At 67.6% G+C, this 16,201-nt stretch carries 18 protein-coding genes and 1 pseudogene; 11 read left to right on the top strand and 8 right to left on the bottom strand.

Annotated features, from left to right (window positions below):
* Positions 1-140: 140 nt before the first annotated feature.
* The 3 genes from CA234_RS14990 to CA234_RS14980 all read right to left on the bottom strand — a co-directional run bounded on the left by CA234_RS14990 (position 141) and on the right by CA234_RS14980 (position 1,876).
* A complete protein-coding gene (locus tag CA234_RS14990; RefSeq protein WP_342449841.1) occupies positions 141-401 on the bottom strand; it encodes a hypothetical protein in 261 nt (86 codons plus the stop codon).
* A 118-nt stretch (positions 402-519) separates the two neighbouring features.
* Positions 520-1,500 carry a cysteine synthase A gene (locus CA234_RS14985; protein ID WP_126002080.1) on the bottom strand — a complete coding sequence of 327 codons (981 nt, stop codon included), beginning with the start codon at positions 1,498-1,500 and terminating at the stop codon, positions 520-522.
* A gap of 46 nt (positions 1,501-1,546) precedes the next feature.
* Positions 1,547-1,876, bottom strand: a complete 330-nt coding sequence (locus tag CA234_RS14980; protein WP_126002079.1) for a DUF962 domain-containing protein — start codon at positions 1,874-1,876, stop codon at positions 1,547-1,549.
* A gap of 110 nt (positions 1,877-1,986) precedes the next feature.
* Here CA234_RS14980 and CA234_RS14975 point away from each other — a divergent pair, with 110 nt between their 5' ends.
* The 6 genes from CA234_RS14975 (at position 1,987) to CA234_RS14950 (ending at position 6,929) form a co-directional block, all read left to right on the top strand.
* The gene (locus tag CA234_RS14975) at positions 1,987-2,466 is read left to right on the top strand and encodes a hypothetical protein (protein ID WP_125972108.1); all 480 of its coding nucleotides are present in this window, start codon (positions 1,987-1,989) and stop codon (positions 2,464-2,466) included.
* Positions 2,467-2,521: 55 nt separating this feature from the next.
* Positions 2,522-3,040, top strand: a complete 519-nt coding sequence (locus CA234_RS14970) for a DNA-deoxyinosine glycosylase (RefSeq protein WP_126002078.1) — start codon at positions 2,522-2,524, stop codon at positions 3,038-3,040.
* A 102-nt stretch (positions 3,041-3,142) separates the two neighbouring features.
* On the top strand, positions 3,143-4,468 hold the full coding sequence (locus CA234_RS14965) for an ATP-binding protein (RefSeq protein WP_126002077.1): 1,326 nt from the start codon (positions 3,143-3,145) through the stop codon (positions 4,466-4,468).
* 108 nt (positions 4,469-4,576) lie between these two features.
* Positions 4,577-5,704 carry a glycoside hydrolase family 43 protein gene (locus CA234_RS14960; RefSeq protein WP_126002076.1) on the top strand — a complete coding sequence of 376 codons (1,128 nt, stop codon included), beginning with the start codon at positions 4,577-4,579 and terminating at the stop codon, positions 5,702-5,704.
* Positions 5,705-5,799: 95 nt separating this feature from the next.
* Positions 5,800-6,231 carry a hypothetical protein gene (locus tag CA234_RS14955; RefSeq protein WP_125972100.1) on the top strand — a complete coding sequence of 144 codons (432 nt, stop codon included), beginning with the start codon at positions 5,800-5,802 and terminating at the stop codon, positions 6,229-6,231.
* A gap of 110 nt (positions 6,232-6,341) precedes the next feature.
* Positions 6,342-6,929 (top strand): hypothetical protein, encoded by a 588-nt coding sequence (locus tag CA234_RS14950; protein ID WP_126002075.1) that lies wholly within the window; start codon positions 6,342-6,344, stop codon positions 6,927-6,929.
* A gap of 107 nt (positions 6,930-7,036) precedes the next feature.
* Here the strand turns inward: CA234_RS14950 and CA234_RS14945 are convergent, their stop codons facing one another.
* Positions 7,037-7,525, bottom strand: coding sequence for a hypothetical protein (locus CA234_RS14945; protein ID WP_241213531.1), 489 nt, complete (start codon positions 7,523-7,525; stop codon positions 7,037-7,039).
* A gap of 242 nt (positions 7,526-7,767) precedes the next feature.
* On the opposite strand from CA234_RS14945, the gene CA234_RS14940 reads away from it, so the two are divergent.
* From CA234_RS14940 to aat, 3 genes are all read left to right on the top strand, one after another.
* On the top strand, positions 7,768-8,157 hold the full coding sequence (locus CA234_RS14940; protein ID WP_125972094.1) for a hypothetical protein: 390 nt from the start codon (positions 7,768-7,770) through the stop codon (positions 8,155-8,157).
* An 84-nt stretch (positions 8,158-8,241) separates the two neighbouring features.
* Positions 8,242-8,976, top strand: coding sequence for a ParA family protein (locus CA234_RS14935; RefSeq protein ID WP_126002074.1), 735 nt, complete (start codon positions 8,242-8,244; stop codon positions 8,974-8,976).
* A gap of 2 nt (positions 8,977-8,978) precedes the next feature.
* Positions 8,979-9,713 (top strand): leucyl/phenylalanyl-tRNA--protein transferase, encoded by a 735-nt coding sequence (gene aat, locus CA234_RS14930; RefSeq protein WP_126002073.1) that lies wholly within the window; start codon positions 8,979-8,981, stop codon positions 9,711-9,713.
* Between the two features lie 35 nt (positions 9,714-9,748).
* Here aat and CA234_RS24985 read toward each other — a convergent pair.
* The 4 genes and pseudogenes from CA234_RS24985 to CA234_RS14910 all read right to left on the bottom strand — a co-directional run.
* Positions 9,749-9,985: pseudogene (locus CA234_RS24985) on the bottom strand (DUF2155 domain-containing protein); the annotation flags it as partial.
* Between the two features lie 182 nt (positions 9,986-10,167).
* Positions 10,168-10,560, bottom strand: coding sequence for an NADH:ubiquinone oxidoreductase subunit NDUFA12 (locus CA234_RS14920; protein WP_125972088.1), 393 nt, complete (start codon positions 10,558-10,560; stop codon positions 10,168-10,170).
* A gap of 51 nt (positions 10,561-10,611) precedes the next feature.
* On the bottom strand, positions 10,612-11,196 hold the full coding sequence (locus tag CA234_RS14915) for a cold shock protein (protein ID WP_126002072.1): 585 nt from the start codon (positions 11,194-11,196) through the stop codon (positions 10,612-10,614).
* Between the two features lie 65 nt (positions 11,197-11,261).
* Entirely contained in the window at positions 11,262-11,804 is a 543-nt protein-coding gene (locus CA234_RS14910) for a RecX family transcriptional regulator (RefSeq protein WP_125972184.1), read from the bottom strand.
* Positions 11,805-11,925: 121 nt separating this feature from the next.
* Here CA234_RS14910 and CA234_RS14905 point away from each other — a divergent pair, with 121 nt between their 5' ends.
* Both CA234_RS14905 and CA234_RS14900 read left to right on the top strand, forming a co-directional pair.
* Entirely contained in the window at positions 11,926-13,692 is a 1,767-nt protein-coding gene (locus CA234_RS14905; RefSeq protein ID WP_125972084.1) for a fatty acyl-AMP ligase, read from the top strand.
* 197 nt (positions 13,693-13,889) lie between these two features.
* Positions 13,890-16,199, top strand: coding sequence for an EAL domain-containing protein (locus tag CA234_RS14900; RefSeq protein WP_126002095.1), 2,310 nt, complete (start codon positions 13,890-13,892; stop codon positions 16,197-16,199).
* The last annotated feature ends 2 nt before the right edge of the window (positions 16,200-16,201 follow it).

The raw sequence follows: 16,201 nt of genomic DNA, 5'->3' as shown, positions 1-16,201 counted from the left end.
TGCGGCATTTTCGTCACCGCACCGAAAAGCCGGCGATATCGCGTCCCACGCCGTCCCCGAAAAGTGGGGCGATTTCCCCGGCGATCCCCGCGCTGCGATTCCGGTGGGGGCACCTCCCCGGCCGCGCCCGAGTCCCCGGCCTATTTGCCCGCGGCGGCGTCCTGCCGGTGGGCCTGCTCGCGCGCCTGGGCGGCGGGATCGTCGGTGCTGGGCGCGACGCCGAGCTCGGCGAGCGGTTCGTCATGGCTGCGATCGGCGGCGACATTGTCGACCCCGGTCAGGTTGGCGACCACCGCGGCGTTCGACGCGCCCGCCGCGCTCACCGGCGCCTCGCGGTTCGCCTGCGAGAACACCGCGTACGCCAGCACCATCAGCAGGACCACGGCCGCGAGTCCGGTCATGCCAACGCGGATGCGCTGCATGGCCTGGGCGTGATCCTGGGGTGGGCCGAGTTTCATGACTGTGGCATAAATGTAACGCGTGCAGCGGCGCTTGTCGAGCGGTGCCGCCGCGCGCGGCTCATGCCGCCGGTGCCGAGAGCCCCTTCGCGGCCAGCCATTCGTCGTTGTAGAGCGTCGAGAGATAGCGGAAGCCGGTGTCGCACAGGATCGTGGCGACGCGCTTGCCCGGCCCCAGCGCGCGGGCGAGCCGAACCGCGCCGGCGACGTTGATGCCCGAGGACAGGCCCAGGCACAGCCCCTCCTCCTTCAGCAGACGGCGCACCCATTCCATGCCTTCCTCGTCGGAGATGCGGAACTGGGTGTCGATCGGCGCGCCCTCCAGATTGCCGGTGATCCGCCCCTGGCCGATCCCCTCGGCGACCGACGAGCCCTCGCTGCGCAGCTCGCCACAGGCATAATATTCGTACAGCGCGGCGCCATGCGGGTCGCTGAGCGCGATGGTGACCTTCTCGTCCTTCGCCTTCAGCCCCAGCCCGACGCCCGCGATCGTGCCGCCGGTGCCCGCCGCGCAGGTGAAGCCGTCGATGCGGCCGTCCATCTGCGTCCAGATCTCCTCCGCGGTGCCATAGATATGCGCCTTGCGGTTGGCAGTGTTGTCGAACTGGTTGGCCCAGATCGCGTTGGGCGTCTCCTCGGCGATCCGGCGGCTGGTGTGGACGAAATGGCCCGGGTTCGAATAGGGCGCCGCCGGCACCAGCACCAGCTCGGCGCCGAGCGCGCGCAGCGTGTCCATCTTCTCGCGCGACTGGGTCTCGGGCATCACGATGATCGTGCGATAGCCCTTGGCGTTGGCGACCAGCGCGAGGCCGATCCCCGTATTGCCCGCCGTCCCCTCGACGATCGTGCCGCCGGGGGCGAGCAGGCCGCGCGCCTCGGCATCGTTGACGATGTAGAGCGCCGCGCGATCCTTCACCGAGGCGCCGGGATTGGCGAATTCGCACTTGGCGAAGATGTCGCAGCCGGTCTCGTCGCTGGGCCCCTTCAGGCGGACGAGCGGGGTATTGCCGATCAGCGCGAGCGTATTCTGGGAAACGTGCATGGCGGCTAGATAGGGCCCCGCCCCCGGCCCGTGCAAGCAACGCAATCTATCCGGCGACCCCGGCCTGCTTCAGATGCGGCCCCAGCCGCCCCGCGATCCACAGGAAGAACATCCGGTAATCGGAGACGAGCGACCAGAGCGGATAGGTGAAGGTCGCCGGGCGATTGCGCTCCACCCCGAAATGCGCCCCCCAGGCAAAGCCATAGCCGGCGAGCGGAATGGCGATCAGCCACCAGGCGTTCAGCAGCAGCCCGGCGGCGAGTGCCACGAAGGTCAGCGCGGTGCCGACATAATGCAGCCTGCGCGTCGCGGGCTTGGCGTGCTCGCGCAAATAATGGGGCCAGAAGTCCCGGTAGCGGGTGATCGTACGGGCCATGGGCGAAGCTTATGCCGTTTCCGCCACGGCGGGAAGCCCACCGATACGGAATGGGCATCGACGGCTTGCGCCCCAGTAGCGGACGCTATGCTTTCGGGTTATCGTGAGGCGTGCTTAAAAAGCTCGCCATAGCGATTCTGGTGACAACGTGGAGCTCTCCAGCTTCCGCGCTCTGTATTTATCGCGGCGCGGATAACGCAAAAACTACTATTGCTCAGGAGTTTAGAGACTCCCGATGGGTTGTACGTGCTCATGTCGTGTCAGTTGACTATCATTGGTCGGACGAAGATGAATCTTGGACACTCTACCGGCTTAAGGTTGTAAAATCATACAAGGGAAATCTAACGACTCGTTTCACGTTCTTCACTGAGCGTAACAGTGGTGGTTTTTACATGGATGGCAACGATGGCGGGCCAGACCTGGACAGGGATTATCTACTGTTCCTGACGCCGCAAGCTTTTGGAAAGGGCCAGCCAGCATCCGCTCGGGGCGCGTTGTGGGTCAATTACAACTGCGGCCAATCGAAGGTCTGGAACGAGGTTACAGCCCGTGAAGCTGCAGAGCTTGCTACGCTTTCTCGACACCGCTGATCGACGGCTTCCCACCCACTTCCCGCCCCGCGACACGCCGTCTACCCCCGCTCCCATGCCCGAACGCAAGCACAGCTTCCCGCCCGTCGTCGCGCCCGACACCCGGCTGCTCGTCCTCGGCTCGCTGCCCGGCGAGCGCTCGCTGGCGGCGGCGCGCTATTATGCGCATCCACAGAACCAGTTCTGGCAGCTGATCTCCCCAGCCGCCGGGCGCGACCTGGTGCCGCTCGCCTATGCCGACCGGCTCGACGCGCTGCGCGCCGCGCGGATCGGGCTGTGGGACGTCGTCGCCAGCGCGACTCGCCCCGGCAGCACCGACGCCGCGCTGCGCGACATCGAAGCGCACGACATCGCTGCGCTCGCCGCCACCCTGCCCGATCTGCGCGCGATCGCGTTCAACGGCGGCACCGCCCAGCGCCACGGCCTGCGCCAGCTTGGGACAGAAGCCGCACGCTACACCATCTTCGGGCTGCCGTCGTCGAGCCCGCTGCATACCGTGGGACTTGCGGCGAAGGCGCCCGCCTGGGCCGCACTTTCGGCCTATTCGCAGCCCCGTGGCCATGCGAACGCTTAGCAATAGCAGTACCAGCAGCGACTCCTTCGCAAATGGTCTGCGAGTCAGTAGCAATACGGAGTGGTGGCCCCAAGGGGCGAGGCATAGCCCTGTTGCACCACCATGCTGAACCGCCGCAGTGCCCTTTTCCGCTCCAGCGGCCCGGCCACCGACACGGCGGAGGATGCCCCCTCCTATCGCTTTCTCGAACTGCTCGCGGTCAGCGCCAGCGACCTGCTCCAGGCCGAGGATCTCGCCCCCGCGCTGGACCGCATCTTCGGGCTGATCCGCAACGAGGTCGAGCTCGACGTCTTCTTCCACTATGTCTTCGATGGCAACGGCCTCGATCTCAACGCCTGGGCCGGCATCACGCCCGAGCAGGTGACGGACTGGAGCCATGTGCCGATCGGCATCGCGATCTGCGGCGGCGTGGCGGAAAGCCTCACCCCGATGATCGCGCGCGACATCCAGCAATCGGACGATCCGCGGCTCGCCTATGCGCGCGACATGGGGCTCGATGCCTGTTTCTGCACGCCGCTGCTCCACAAGAATATGCTGCTCGGCACCCTGGCGTTCGGGCGCCGCGGGCGTGCCACCTTCACCGATGCCGAGGTCCAGTTCCTCCAGACGCTGGCCAGCTACGTCACCCTCGCCAAGCACCGGATTCGCGTCGATCGAGAATTGCGCGCTCGACTGCAGGAGCGCGACCGGATGCTCGCCGAGCGGGTGACGATCGAGCGCCAGATGCTCGAGCTCACCCGCGCCAGCGCGCTCGGCTCGATCGCGGCGACGGTGGCGCACGAGCTCAACCAGCCGCTCTCCGCCGCCGCCAACTACATGGCCGCGCTCCGGCTGTCGCCGGCGAGTGACGACCACACCCGCGACCTCACCGGCGCCGCCGAACAGCAGCTCCAGCGCGCCGGCGAGATCATCCGGCGCATCCGCCGGATGGTCCGCCAGAACGATCTGGTGCTGGAGGACCGCTCGGTGACCGCCAGCATCGAGGAGGCGCTCAACCTCGTGCGCGCCGCCGCGCCGCGGCTGCTGCCGCCGGTGACGATCCATGTCGCCGGCGCGGCCAATTGCGCCCGGTTCGACAATGTCCAGATCGTCCAGGTGCTCGCCAACCTGCTGCGCAACGCCGGCGAAGCCTGCCAGCGCCACGCGGACGCCGCGATCCGCGTCACCGCCGAGCGACAGGATCCGCACGAAGTCACCATCCGGGTGATCGACAACGGGCCGGGCGTGCCGCTCGCCCAGCGCGACCAGCTGTTCCAGCCGGGCCTGGGCAATGGCGGCAGCGATTCCGGCGGCGGGCTCGGCCTCGGCCTCGCCATCTCGCACCATCTGATCGAGGGGCATGGCGGCCGCATCTGGGCGGAGGAAACGCCCGGCGGCGGCGCGACCTTCGCCTTCACGATCCCGTCGGCGCTCGAAACCGGATCCTGACCGCAAGCGCGCCAGCGACGCCAAACCCCTTGCCGCAGGCGACGCCCGGATGGTAGCGCTATCTCGGATAGCAGCACGAGCTGCACATCACGACGAGAGGATAGGCTGTTGCGTCTTTCGCTGACATTTTCGACGGCTGCGGCCGCCATTGCGCTTCTTGCCGGCTGCTCGGGCGGCAATACGGCGCAGAACGAGACCGCGGCGAACGCCGCCGCCCCCGCCAACGCATCGGACGAAGCGCGCAGCCCGGACGGCAAGCGCTATCTCGCCCAGCCGCTGGTCAAGGACCTCTATTTCGCCGATCCCTCGGCGCACGTGTTCAACGGCAAGATCTATATCTATCCCAGCCATGACGTCGACATGGGCATCCCCGACGACGATCTCGGCAGCCAATATGCGATGCACGACTATCAGGTGCTGAGCATGGACCGCCCGGGCGGCCCGGTGACGGTCAATCCGGTCGCGCTCGACCTGAAGCAGGTCCCCTGGGCCTCGGAAAAGGCCTGGGCGCCCGACGCGGCGTTCAAGAACGGCACCTATTATCTCTACTTCCCCGCCAAGGATAAGCAGGGCGTGTTCCGCATCGGCGTCGCCACGTCCAAGTCGCCGGTCGGCCCGTTCAAGGCCGAGCCGCAGCCGATTCAGGGCAGCTATTCGATGGACCCGGCGGTATTCACCGACGACGACGGCCAGAGCTATCTCTATCTCGGCGGCATCTGGGGCGGCCAGCTCCAGCGCTGGGCGACGGGCAAATACGATCCCAATGCCGGCGACACCGACCTCAAGAAGGACGACCAGCCCGCCCTGTCGGGCAAGGTCGCGCGGCTCGCGCCGGACATGAAGAGCCTCGCCGAGCCGCTCCGCGACGCGGTGATCCTCGACGAGAAGGGCAAGCCCGTGCTCGGCGGCGACCATGACCGCCGCTTCTTCGAGGCGGCGTGGATGTTCAAGCGCGGCGGCAAATATTACTATATGTACTCGACCGGGGACACGCACTTCCTCGCCTATGCGATCGGCAGCAGCCCCTATGGTCCGTTCAAATACACCGGCCGCATCCTCGAGCCGGTGCAGGGCTGGACCAGCCATGGCTCGGTGTTCGAGTTCCAGGGCAAATGGTATCTGGCCTACCACGACACCCAGCTGACCAATAAGAACCACCTCCGCTCGGCCAAGATCACCGAGCTGACCTTCCGCCCGGACGGCACGATCGAGACGCTCAAGCCGTTCAAGGATTAAGGCGCGGCGCGCTGCCGGTCCATTCTTGGACCGGCAGCGGCCTGCGCGGCGGCGCCGACAACGCCTTGTTAAGCCGAGGCGTTTAGCAAAGCGGCATGATCGAAATCGCACCGCCGCGCCGCTTCGCCCATCACGCGCTTGCCGTGCTGGCCGCGGCGATGCTCGGCGCGACACTGTTCGCGGTGCTGTGGACGACGATGCTGGGCATCTCCGCGGGTGTCCGATCCCCCGGTCCGACCTGGCTCGCGACACTGGCCGTGGCGTTCTGGCTCGGCACCTTCATGATCATGCTGCCGAGCGCAACCATCGTCTTTTCGCTGCTTTGGCCGGTCACCCGTCGGCGGACGGCTGCCGCCGGCTGGATCTGCCTGCTCGCGGGCGCGGCCACCGGAATCCTCCTGGCGCCCTTGGCGAGCCCGAAGCTGCACGGCACCACGCCGTTGCAGCTCATCGCCTTCGCGCTGATCGGCGCGGGGGTGGCGGCGCTCTACCGGATACTGCTCGACCGGCTCGGGCGGAGCGGCTGATTTGTGGACACCCGAGCGACACCGACTGCGCTCGCGCGATCCATCGCGACGCTCCGATCATTCTCGCCGTATCCTAGCGGCCTTGCAATCAGACGATGACAGGCAGTCCAATGCTGTCCTCCTCGGAAACGATCACGTTCACCGGAAGTCGGTTGAAGCTTGTTCCTCAGGCAATCGTATTGATGGCCTTCATTCTTCCACTCGGCTTCCTCGGTGCTGGATTCGTGTTTGCAATTGGTCGCGAGGGCGCGACGCCGGCTTCGATCGGCGGAGGCGCATTGATGATGACGGCCTTGGCCTGGCTGATCTGGTTGGAGCTTGTGACACTTAGACGTATCGCGAAGCCAGATGTGCTCATGCTTGCTCCAACTGGCCTTCGCATGATCGTCGCTGGCAGAACGCGCACCATTCCACGAACGAAATTGGGGACGCCGGAGCTGCATAAACTTAGTGGTAGAAGTGCGGCCCGGTCGATCATCGTGCCCGTCGCCGGCGGTAGCAGAGTGGTGATCGCGGCAGAGGAATATGCAGTCGGGGTTCAGGATATCCTGAAAGCGCTAAACCAGACGAAAGCGGGGCTCCCGATCGATGCGCCCGAACATTCCTCTCAGGCGCCCTATCTTTACATCGCGATACCCGCCTCGACACTCGTCCTTGGTATTATGCTTGTCGGATTGACGGCCATTCTCGCCAACTGATCTCACCTTGGAGAGAAGCATCGCGCGGCAACGAACGGTACTGGCACACAACGCGCCCACAGCCGGCCATAACGTCCAGCCCTACGTTGCGTGGCCACCTCTGGCCTCTATTCCGCGCTGCTGTTGTTCCCCGCCTCGTACGGCACCGCCATCGCTTCGTTGTACATCTCGCGGCGGACGTCATCGATGTGCATCCTGTGCGCGCAGCCCTTCAGCACCTGCGCCCCGATCCGCACCTCGGCCGCCAGCGGCGCGCGCTCGGCGCAAGGTCCGGGGCGCAGCGTGATCGTCACCGGCGCGCCATCGGGGGTCTGGGTGGGATAGGTTGCAACGCCCTGCGCCAGCCGCGGCGAGACGGGATAGAAGGGCATCTCCTTGGCGCCCTCCTGCTGGAACTGGATGCGGCCGGGAGCGAGGTCGAGCGCCCAGTCGCGGCCTTCCAGCGGACGGATCTGCAGCGGGGTCGACAGGTCGACGCCGCCCAGCATCGGGCCGGGCTGCACCGCGGCATTGGCGGGGTCCTCGGCGACATTCTCGGTGGGCGTGCCGCCACAGGCCGCGAGCAGCGCCAGCGGCATCAGGGTCCAGCCCCGCATCCAACGGATCCTCCGCTTCATGTGCATGCTCTCCTCGGCCCTTCTTCCTGCGCAGTCGCGCGCGGCGGGTCAAGCACGGTAAACGTCCCCTTTCCGATCGCCTCTGCAACCTCCACGAATGTCCCGCATGTCCCATAGCGCGCAATCATGCGTCTGTTTCGTTGCGGCGCACCATTTCGTGTGACTCTGTACCCCCTTTTCACTTGACGATGATTACCACCTAAGGAAAAGCACCCTACGCTATGAAAAACCCCTCCCCGATCGCACTCTCCGCCGTGGCGCTGCTTTCGCTCGCCGCTTGCAACAACAAGCCCGAAGTGGTCGACAGCCGCGCGCCGGATCCCATGGCTTCGCAGCTTGCGAACGCCGCGCCGGTCGAAACCCCGCCGTCGATCGAAAGCTCGGTGAGCTTCCGCTGCCAGCCGGGCAACACCCTGCTGTTCGTCGACTTCTTCTCCGGCGGCAAGATGGCCAGCCTGCGCGAGAAGAAGGACTCGATGAAGTCGACGCTGCTGAAGGCGCCGGAAGCCGGCAAGCCCTTCACCGCCGAGGGCGGCTACGTGATCGACGGCAACGCCAAGGCGGCCAAGATCACCCTCGCCGACGGTTCGACCCACAGCTGCAAGGCGTAAGCCTGCACCTCCGCCCCGAAAACAAAGCCCGGCGGCTATTTCCGCCGGGCTTTTTTCATGCCAGCTAGAGGCCGGAGGTAAAGCGTGGCAACGATCGCAGTGTACAGCCTGAAGGGCGGCGTCGGGAAGACGACGCTGACGGTCAACCTGGCCTGGGCGTCCGCGATCCGCTCCTCGCGCCGCACGCTGCTCTGGGACCTTGATCCCCAGGCCGCCGCCACCTTCCTGCTCAGCGGCGACGAGGCCGGCCGCCATCAGGCGCAGGCGATCTTCTCCAAGGACGTCGCCGCCGCCAAGCTGCTCCGCGCGACCGCCATCGACCGGCTCGCGCTGCTGCCCGCCGATACCTCGCTGCGCCAGCTCGACCATCTCTTCCATGCGCTCGACAAGAAGAAGCGACTGCGCAAGCTGCTCGACGAGCTGGCGCAGGATTTCGACCGGATCCTGCTCGATTGCCCGCCCGGCCTCACCGAGACGAGCGAGCAGGTGATGCGCGCCGCCGACCTGATCGTCGTCCCGGTGGTGCCCTCCCCGCTCTCGCAGCGCGCCTTCGCGGAGGTCGCCGCGCACCTCGCCCAGCGCGGCGCCAGGGTGCCGCTGATGCCGGTGCACGCGATGGTCGATCGTCGCCGCAAGCTCCATGCCGAGGCACTGGCGCGCCAGCCCGACTGGCCGGTGATCCCGATGGCGAGCGTGATCGAATCCGTCGCGGTGCGGCGCGCGCCGGTGGGCGCCTTCGCACCGCGCAGCGCGGCGACGCGGGCCTTCGCCGAGCTGTGGCAGGCGATCGAACGAACCCTGGCCCTGCGCGTTCGCTGACCATGGTCCAGCGCCGCTCGCCCCCCAAGGAGCTCGACCCCGCGCTGGTGCTGCGCGCCTATGCGATGGGCGTGTTCCCGATGGCCGATGCCCGCGACGCCGGCTCGGTCTATTGGGTAGAGCCCAAGCTGCGCGGGGTGCTGCCGCTCGACGGCTTCCACCTCTCCCGCTCGCTGCGCAAGGTGGTGCTGTCGGATCGCTTCACCGTCACCGTAGACCGTGATTTCGCTGGCATGATCCAACTTTGCGCCGAAAGCGCGCAGGACCGGCCCGAGACCTGGATCAACGGCGCGATCGAACGCGCCTTCATCGAACTCCACCACCTCGGTTACGCGCATTCGATCGAATGCTGGGAGGGCGACCGCCTCGCCGGCGGGCTCTACGGCCTGGCGCTCGGCCGCGCGTTCTTCGGGGAATCGATGGTCACCCGCGTGCGCGACGCCTCGAAGGTCGCGCTGGCCCATCTCGTCGCGCGGCTGCAGGCCGGCGGGTTCCGCCTGCTCGACTGCCAGTTCATCACCGATCACCTCGCCTCGCTCGGCGCGATCGAGATCCCGCGCGACGATTATGTGGCGTTGCTGGGTGCAGCGCTCGGCGATTCGACCGGCGCGGTGTCGTTGCCGCCCTCGGCCTCGGGCGACCTCTTCGCGCTCGACGCACCGGGCGACGACGCCGGCACCGTGTCCGGACCGCTGTCGCGGAAGGTCATCGCGCAGCTCTTGGGCCACACATCGTAGATCGGGTGCTGGACGACGTTGAGCGCCGGCTGTTCCTTGTAGAGCCAGCCGGAGAAGACGCGGTGCCAGCGCTGGTCCTCGCGGCGCACGTCCATCTGCACGAAGGCGCCGGTCAGCCGGTCCCGTTCCCAGGGGGCGGTGCGCTCGCAGGCGCGCAGGCGGACCGTCACCTGCCCGTCGATGCGCGCGGCCTGGCCGGGCTTGAGCGTGATCTCGCGCTCGACGCCGTTGCGCTTGTTGAGCACGCCGAGCACCGCGACGCGCGCGTCCATCGGCGTCGCGGCGGCATCCATGGTGGCATTGTCGGGGCCGGTCGTGACGGTATCGACGCCCTGCGCGTCGCCGCTGCCAGTAATCACCAGCTCGTCACCGGCATTGTCGCTGGCAGCGCCGTTGCCGCTTCCGCTACCCGAACATCCGGCCAGCGCGAGCGCGAGCAGCGCCGCCGCAGCCTTCATGCGTCGGGGGTCCAGGCCTCGTAATCGCCGGTGGCCTTGGCGCGGTGCGCACCCTTTTCGAGCGCGCCCGGCGGACGATAGGCCAGCTCGGTACCGGTGAGGTTCGGCTCGGCAGGCTTTTCCCAGGCGCGGACCGGCGGCAGCGACTCATCGGGCGTGCCGTCGATCTGGTGGGCCAGCCAGCTGAACCATTCCGGCGGGATGCGGCTGGCGTCGTTGGATCCCTTGTAGATCACCCAGCGGCGCGGAATGCCGTTGGGATCGCGCCCGCCCTCGAAATAGAGGTTGCCGAGCGAATCCTCGCCGACGCGCTTCTTGCCGCGCAGTCCCATGCGAGTGCCGAACGTGGCGCCGTTCCACCAGGTGAAGATCGGAAAAGGAAGTCCCATGGCTCTGCCCGATACCGCCAAGCGCAGCGCTCGGCAACTCCCCTCAGCGGCTCAAAGCGGTCTTTCGACCGCGACCGCCAGCGGGCCCTTTTCGCCGTCGACGATGCGGGCGCGCAGCGGCTGGCCGGGCTCGACTTCCTCGACGCCGGCGCGGCGCAGCGTTTCCATATGGACGAAGATGTCCGCGGTGTCGCTCGCGCGGACGAGAAAGCCGTATCCCTTGAGCCGGTTGAACCATTTGACCGAGACCGGCTCGAACGGCCCCGCCTCGCCGATCAGCTTGAGCCGCTCCACCCGCTCGGTGGGGCGCTTGACCGGCTCGACCGCGGTGCTGAGATCGACCGAAAGAACCGACTTTGCCTGCAGCCCCCGCTGCCGCTGCACCGCCACGCATTCGATCCGCGCGCCTTCCGGCACGCTGCGCCGGCCATGGTCCTGCAGGACCGAGAAATGGATCAGGATGTCGCCGACACTGGGATCGTCCGCGACCAGAAAACCGAAGCCGCGCGTCACATCGAACCATTTGATGACGCCGCGATAGACCCGTTCGCCCGCCTCGGAATCGTCCCCGAACCGAAGTCCGCCTTCGGATGTCTCCGGAAAGTGTTCAGACGCTAGCTGTTTTTCAGCACGCATTATCGTTACCCCCACGCCCGTAACATTAACACAGCATTAGCGAGGAGGGGAATCGCTTTGTGCGATCAGGAATGTCCCTCCCCGGGCAGCTCGTCCGGCTCGTCCCCCGGCTCCATGGTCAATATTCTATGCACAATCTCAGGCGGATGGCCCGCCCGTAAAAATGCAGCGACTTGCTTTTTGCGAAGATCGCGATCCGCAGGGGTAGCAGCAAAAGGTCCGAATCGGCGGCGACGTGCAAAAATGATCGCGCTGCGGTACGCCTCCGCCTCGATCGCCTCGGCGAGATCGGCACTGTCCTCGGCGTCGATGCCGTCGTGGCGCAGCGCCATCTCCACCCGGCGAACGCCCAGCCCGCGCCGCCCCATCGACCGCACCCGCGCCTCGGCGAAGCTGCGATCGTCGACATAGCCGCGCGCGGCCATCCGCTCGGCCACCGCCATCGGGTCGGGCGGGCACTCCCCTTCCCATCCGCGCTCGCGCAGCTTACGCGTGAGATAGGCGGCGAGGCGCGCGCGCGTGGTGGCGAAACGCTCGACATAGCGGAGCGCCAGCCGGTCGAGATCGGCGGCGACGAGCGGTGGCTTGGAACGGGACGGTTGGGGCATGCGCCTTGATTGTGCCACACTGCCAACCGATTTTGAACGATACTGCGTAGCAGAGCGCATACGGAAAACTGCGTTGTGGGGGCACAACGACCTGCTACCTCACAGGGGCATGAGAAAAAGAATGGTATTGGACGAAACGGGATCGCTCGAAACTGTGGAACTGGCAGCGCTTGCGCCCACGCCCACGCAAGACCGTCTCCCGCGCCGTTTCGCTGATTTCGAAACGCTGGGTGCCGCGCTCGATTACGCGGCCCAGGGTGTGCGCGGACTGAACTTCCACGATGCGCGGGGCAAGCTGGTGCGGCCCTATCGCTTCGCCGAACTGCGTGCCGACGCGCTCGAACAGGCGCGCCGCCTGATCGCCGCCGGCATCCAGCCGCAGGACCGCATCGCGCTGATCGCCGAGACCGGACCGGAATTCGCATCGCTGTTCTTCGGCGTGATCTATGCCGGCGCCTGGCCGGTGCCGCTGCCGCTGCCGACCAGCTTCGGCGGCGCGCAATCCTATATCGACCAGCTCCGCGTCCAGCTCGAAAGCTGCGACCCGACGCTGCTGATCTACCCGCCCGAAATCGGCAGCATGTGCGCCGAGGCCGCACGGCTGACCGAGGTCGCCGCCACCGACTGGGACGCCTTCTCGGCCAAGCCGGCGCCCGAGGCACCGCTGCCCCAGGCCAAGCCGGACGACATCGCCTATCTGCAATATTCGAGCGGCTCGACCCGCTTCCCGCACGGCGTCGCGATCACGCACCACGCGCTGCTCAACAATCTCGCGGCGCACAGCCATGGGATGGAGCTGGTCGACGCCGATCGCTGCATCTCCTGGCTGCCCTGGTACCATGACATGGGCCTGGTCGGCTGCTTCCTGTCGCCGGTCGCCAACCAGGTCTCGACCGATTACATGAAGACCGAGGATTTCGCCCGGCGCCCGCTCGCCTGGCTGGACCTGATCAGCCGCAACGAAGGCAACAGCATCTCCTACTCGCCGACCTTCGGCTACGACATCTGCGCCCGCCGCATGTCGAGCCAGACCAAGGCGAGCGAGCGGTTCGATCTCGCCCGCTGGCGCATCGCCGGCAACGGCGCCGACATGATCCGCCCGGACGTGATGCAGCGCTTCGTCGATGCGTTCGCCGATGCCGGCTTCAAGGCGACCGCCTTCATGCCGAGCTACGGCCTGGCCGAGGCGACGCTGGCGGTCTCGATCATGCCCCCGGGCGAAGGCATCGTCGTCGAGCTGGTCGAGGAAACCCAGCTCTCCGGCGGCACCGCCCGCGCCGATCGCCCGCAGCGCTACCGCGCGGTGGTCAACTGCGGCAAGCCAGTGCGCGACATGGCCGTGGAGATCCGCGAGGAAGACGGCACGCCGCTGCCCGAAAAGGCGATCGGCAAGGTCTGGTGCAAGGGCCCGTCGGTGATGGTCGGCTATTTCCGCGACGAAGCCGCCACCGAGGCGTGCATGTCCGACGGCTGGCTGGATACCGGCGACATGGGCTATATGTCCGACGGCTATATCTACATCGTCGGCCGCGCCAAGGACATGATCATCGTCAACGGCAAGAACCACTGGCCGCAGGACATCGAATGGGCGGTGGAGCAGCTGCCCGGCTTCAAGCAGGGCGACATCGCCGCCTTCGCGATCACCACGCCCGGTGGCGAGGAGACTCCGGCGGTGCTGGTCCAGTGCCGCACCTCGGACGAGCAGGAGCGGCTGCGCCTGCGCGAGGAGATTCGCGAGCGCGTCCGCTCGGTCACCGGCATGAACTGCGTGATCGAGCTCGTGCCCCCGCGCACGCTGCCGCGCACCAGCTCGGGCAAGCTGAGCCGTGCCAAGGCACGCAACCTTTATCTGAACGGCGAGATCAAGCCCTACGCGGTCGCCGCCTGAACTGCCGGTCCGGCCGGGCTTCACGCCCGGCCGCCCTCCGCTCCCGCGGGTCGATCGGGGCCGCACCGCGAAAATGGACCTATTCACCTCCATTTTAGCGCCACCCTAACTTCTCGCTAACCTGGCGCCGCTATGCAGCCGGCGTGAGCAGCTCCTCCACGACACCGTTGATTCAGCCGCGAGTCGACGCGCGTGCGATGCTGGGCCTGCGCGACCCCGGCGACACCATCGACTGGTCGCGGATCCGCGCGGCGCAGCTGCATGCCGGCCGCCGCTCGGCGCTGCTGTTCTTCTCGGCGCAAGTCGGCGGCGCGGCGCTGTCCGCGCTCGCCCTCATGCCGCTGGCGCCGCACGGCCTGCTGTTCTGCTGGATGCTGCTGACGCTTGGCGCCGCCACCTGGGTGACGGTGCGCCGACTCGGCTGGCGCGACCCCAACGCGCTCACCGCCACGCTCGCCGATGTCCGCCGCACCGGCCCCGAGGGCGTAGTGATGGGCCTCATCTGGTCGATCCTCCCGCTCGCCTTCGGGGCGATCGCCACGGACCGCGCAAGCCTCGACCTCTGGGCCGCCACCACCCTCGTGCTGATCACCGCGGCGATGACCATGGGGATGCTGCCGCTGGCCAGCCTGTCCTTCATCGCGATTCTCGGCATCCCCTGCATCGTCACGCTGGCGCTGACCGGCGCGCCGCTGCTCGCCGCCACCGCCGCCTTCCTCGTCGCGCTGATCGGCGTCGCCAGCTATAGCCGCGCGCGCGCGCTGGTGCTGCTGCGCGCAAACGAGATGGCGCTGGCCGAGCGCGACCAGACGGTGAGCCTGCTGCTGCGCGAGTTCGAGGACGCCTCGTCCGACTGGCTGTGGGAAGTCGATGCCCAGCGCCGCGTGGTGCGCGCGAGCCCGCGGCTCGCCGCCTCGCTCGGGCTGGAACCCGGCACGCTGGCCGGGCTGCCGCTGCTCCAGCTGCTCGCCGGCCCCGCCTGGGAGACCGGCAAGTTCACCCAGGAACTGCACGAGCTCGCCGAGAAGCTGAAGCGCCGCGAGCCGTTCGCCGACCTGCCGATCCCGATCGAGGTCGAGGGCGATCGCCGCTGGTGGCAGATCTCCGCCAGCCCCAAGTTCGACGAGCGCGGCGCCTTTGCCGGCTTTCGCGGGGTCAGCTCGGACGTCACCGAGCAGCGCCGCGCGACCGACCAGATCCACCGCATGGCGCGGTTCGACACGCTCACCGGCCTGCCCAACCGCCTCCACATCAACGAGGCGCTCGCCACGGCGCTGGCAGAAGCGGACAAATGGGGCGCGCGCTGCGCCTTCATGATGATCGACCTGGATCGCTTCAAGGCGGTCAACGACACGCTCGGCCACCCCGTCGGCGATCGGCTGCTCCAGCGCGTCGCGCGGCGGCTGCGCAGCCTGGTCAGCGAGACCGAGATGATCGGGCGGCTGGGCGGCGATGAGTTCGCCGTGGTCGTCCGCGATGCGCGCGACACCGCGCGGGTGGAGGCACTGGCCCAGACGATCATCGACACCGTCTCGCGGCCCTATGAGCTCGACCAGCACACCCTCTATATCGGCGCCTCGGTCGGCCTGGCCCTTGCGCCCCGCGACGGCCGCACCGCGGAGACGCTGGTCCGCTCGGCCGATCTCGCGCTCTACCGCTCGAAGGACAAGGGCGGCGGCGTGTTCCACGCCTATGAGCCGCAGCTCCATGTCGCCGCCGAGGAACGCCGCGTGCTCGAGATCGCGCTGCGCGCCGCGGTCGAGAAGGGCCAGATGCAGCTCGCCTATCAGCCGGTGGTCAATGCCCGCACCGGCGGGCTGCTCGGCTTCGAGGCGCTGCTGCGCTGGACCCATCCCGAACTGGGCGCGATCCCGCCCGCCAAGTTCATCCCGCTGGCGGAGGAAGCCCGGCTGATCGGCGCGATCGGCGAATGGGTGCTGCGCACTGCCTGCGACGAGGCCGCCCGCTGGGAGGAGCCCGCGCGGATCGCGATCAACGTCAGCTCGGAACAGCTCCACAACCCCAGCTTCGCGACGCTGGTGGCGCAGGCGCTCGCCGCCTCGGGGCTGGCGCCGGAGCGGCTCGAGCTGGAGGTGACCGAAAGCGTTTTCCTGCGCGAAGGCACCGCGGCGGTGAGCGTGCTCGAACAGATTCTCGATCTCGGCGTGCGCCTCAGCCTCGACGATTTCGGCACCGGCTATTCCTCGCTCGGCTACCTCGCCCATACCCGCTTCAATTCGATCAAGATCGACCGCAGCTTCGTCCAGAACGCCGCGCGCGGCACCCGCGAGGCGATCGCGATCATCCGCGCCGTGGTCGCGCTCGCCGACAGCCTGGGCATGGCGACGACCGCCGAGGGGGTCGAAACCGAGCAGGAGCACGAGATGGTGCAGACGCTCGGCTGCACCCGTGCGCAGGGTTTCTACTTCGGTCGACCGCTCCCCGTGCACGAAGCCCGACTGATTGTGTCGCGAAACGGTAACGAAACGATCCGCGCCCGTGCGTGAGT

This window comes from Sphingomonas sp. ABOLE, assembly GCF_003950455.1.
GTDB lineage: Bacteria > Pseudomonadota > Alphaproteobacteria > Sphingomonadales > Sphingomonadaceae > Sphingomonas > Sphingomonas trueperi.
This window is presented reverse-complemented; position numbering and strand designations above follow the sequence as displayed.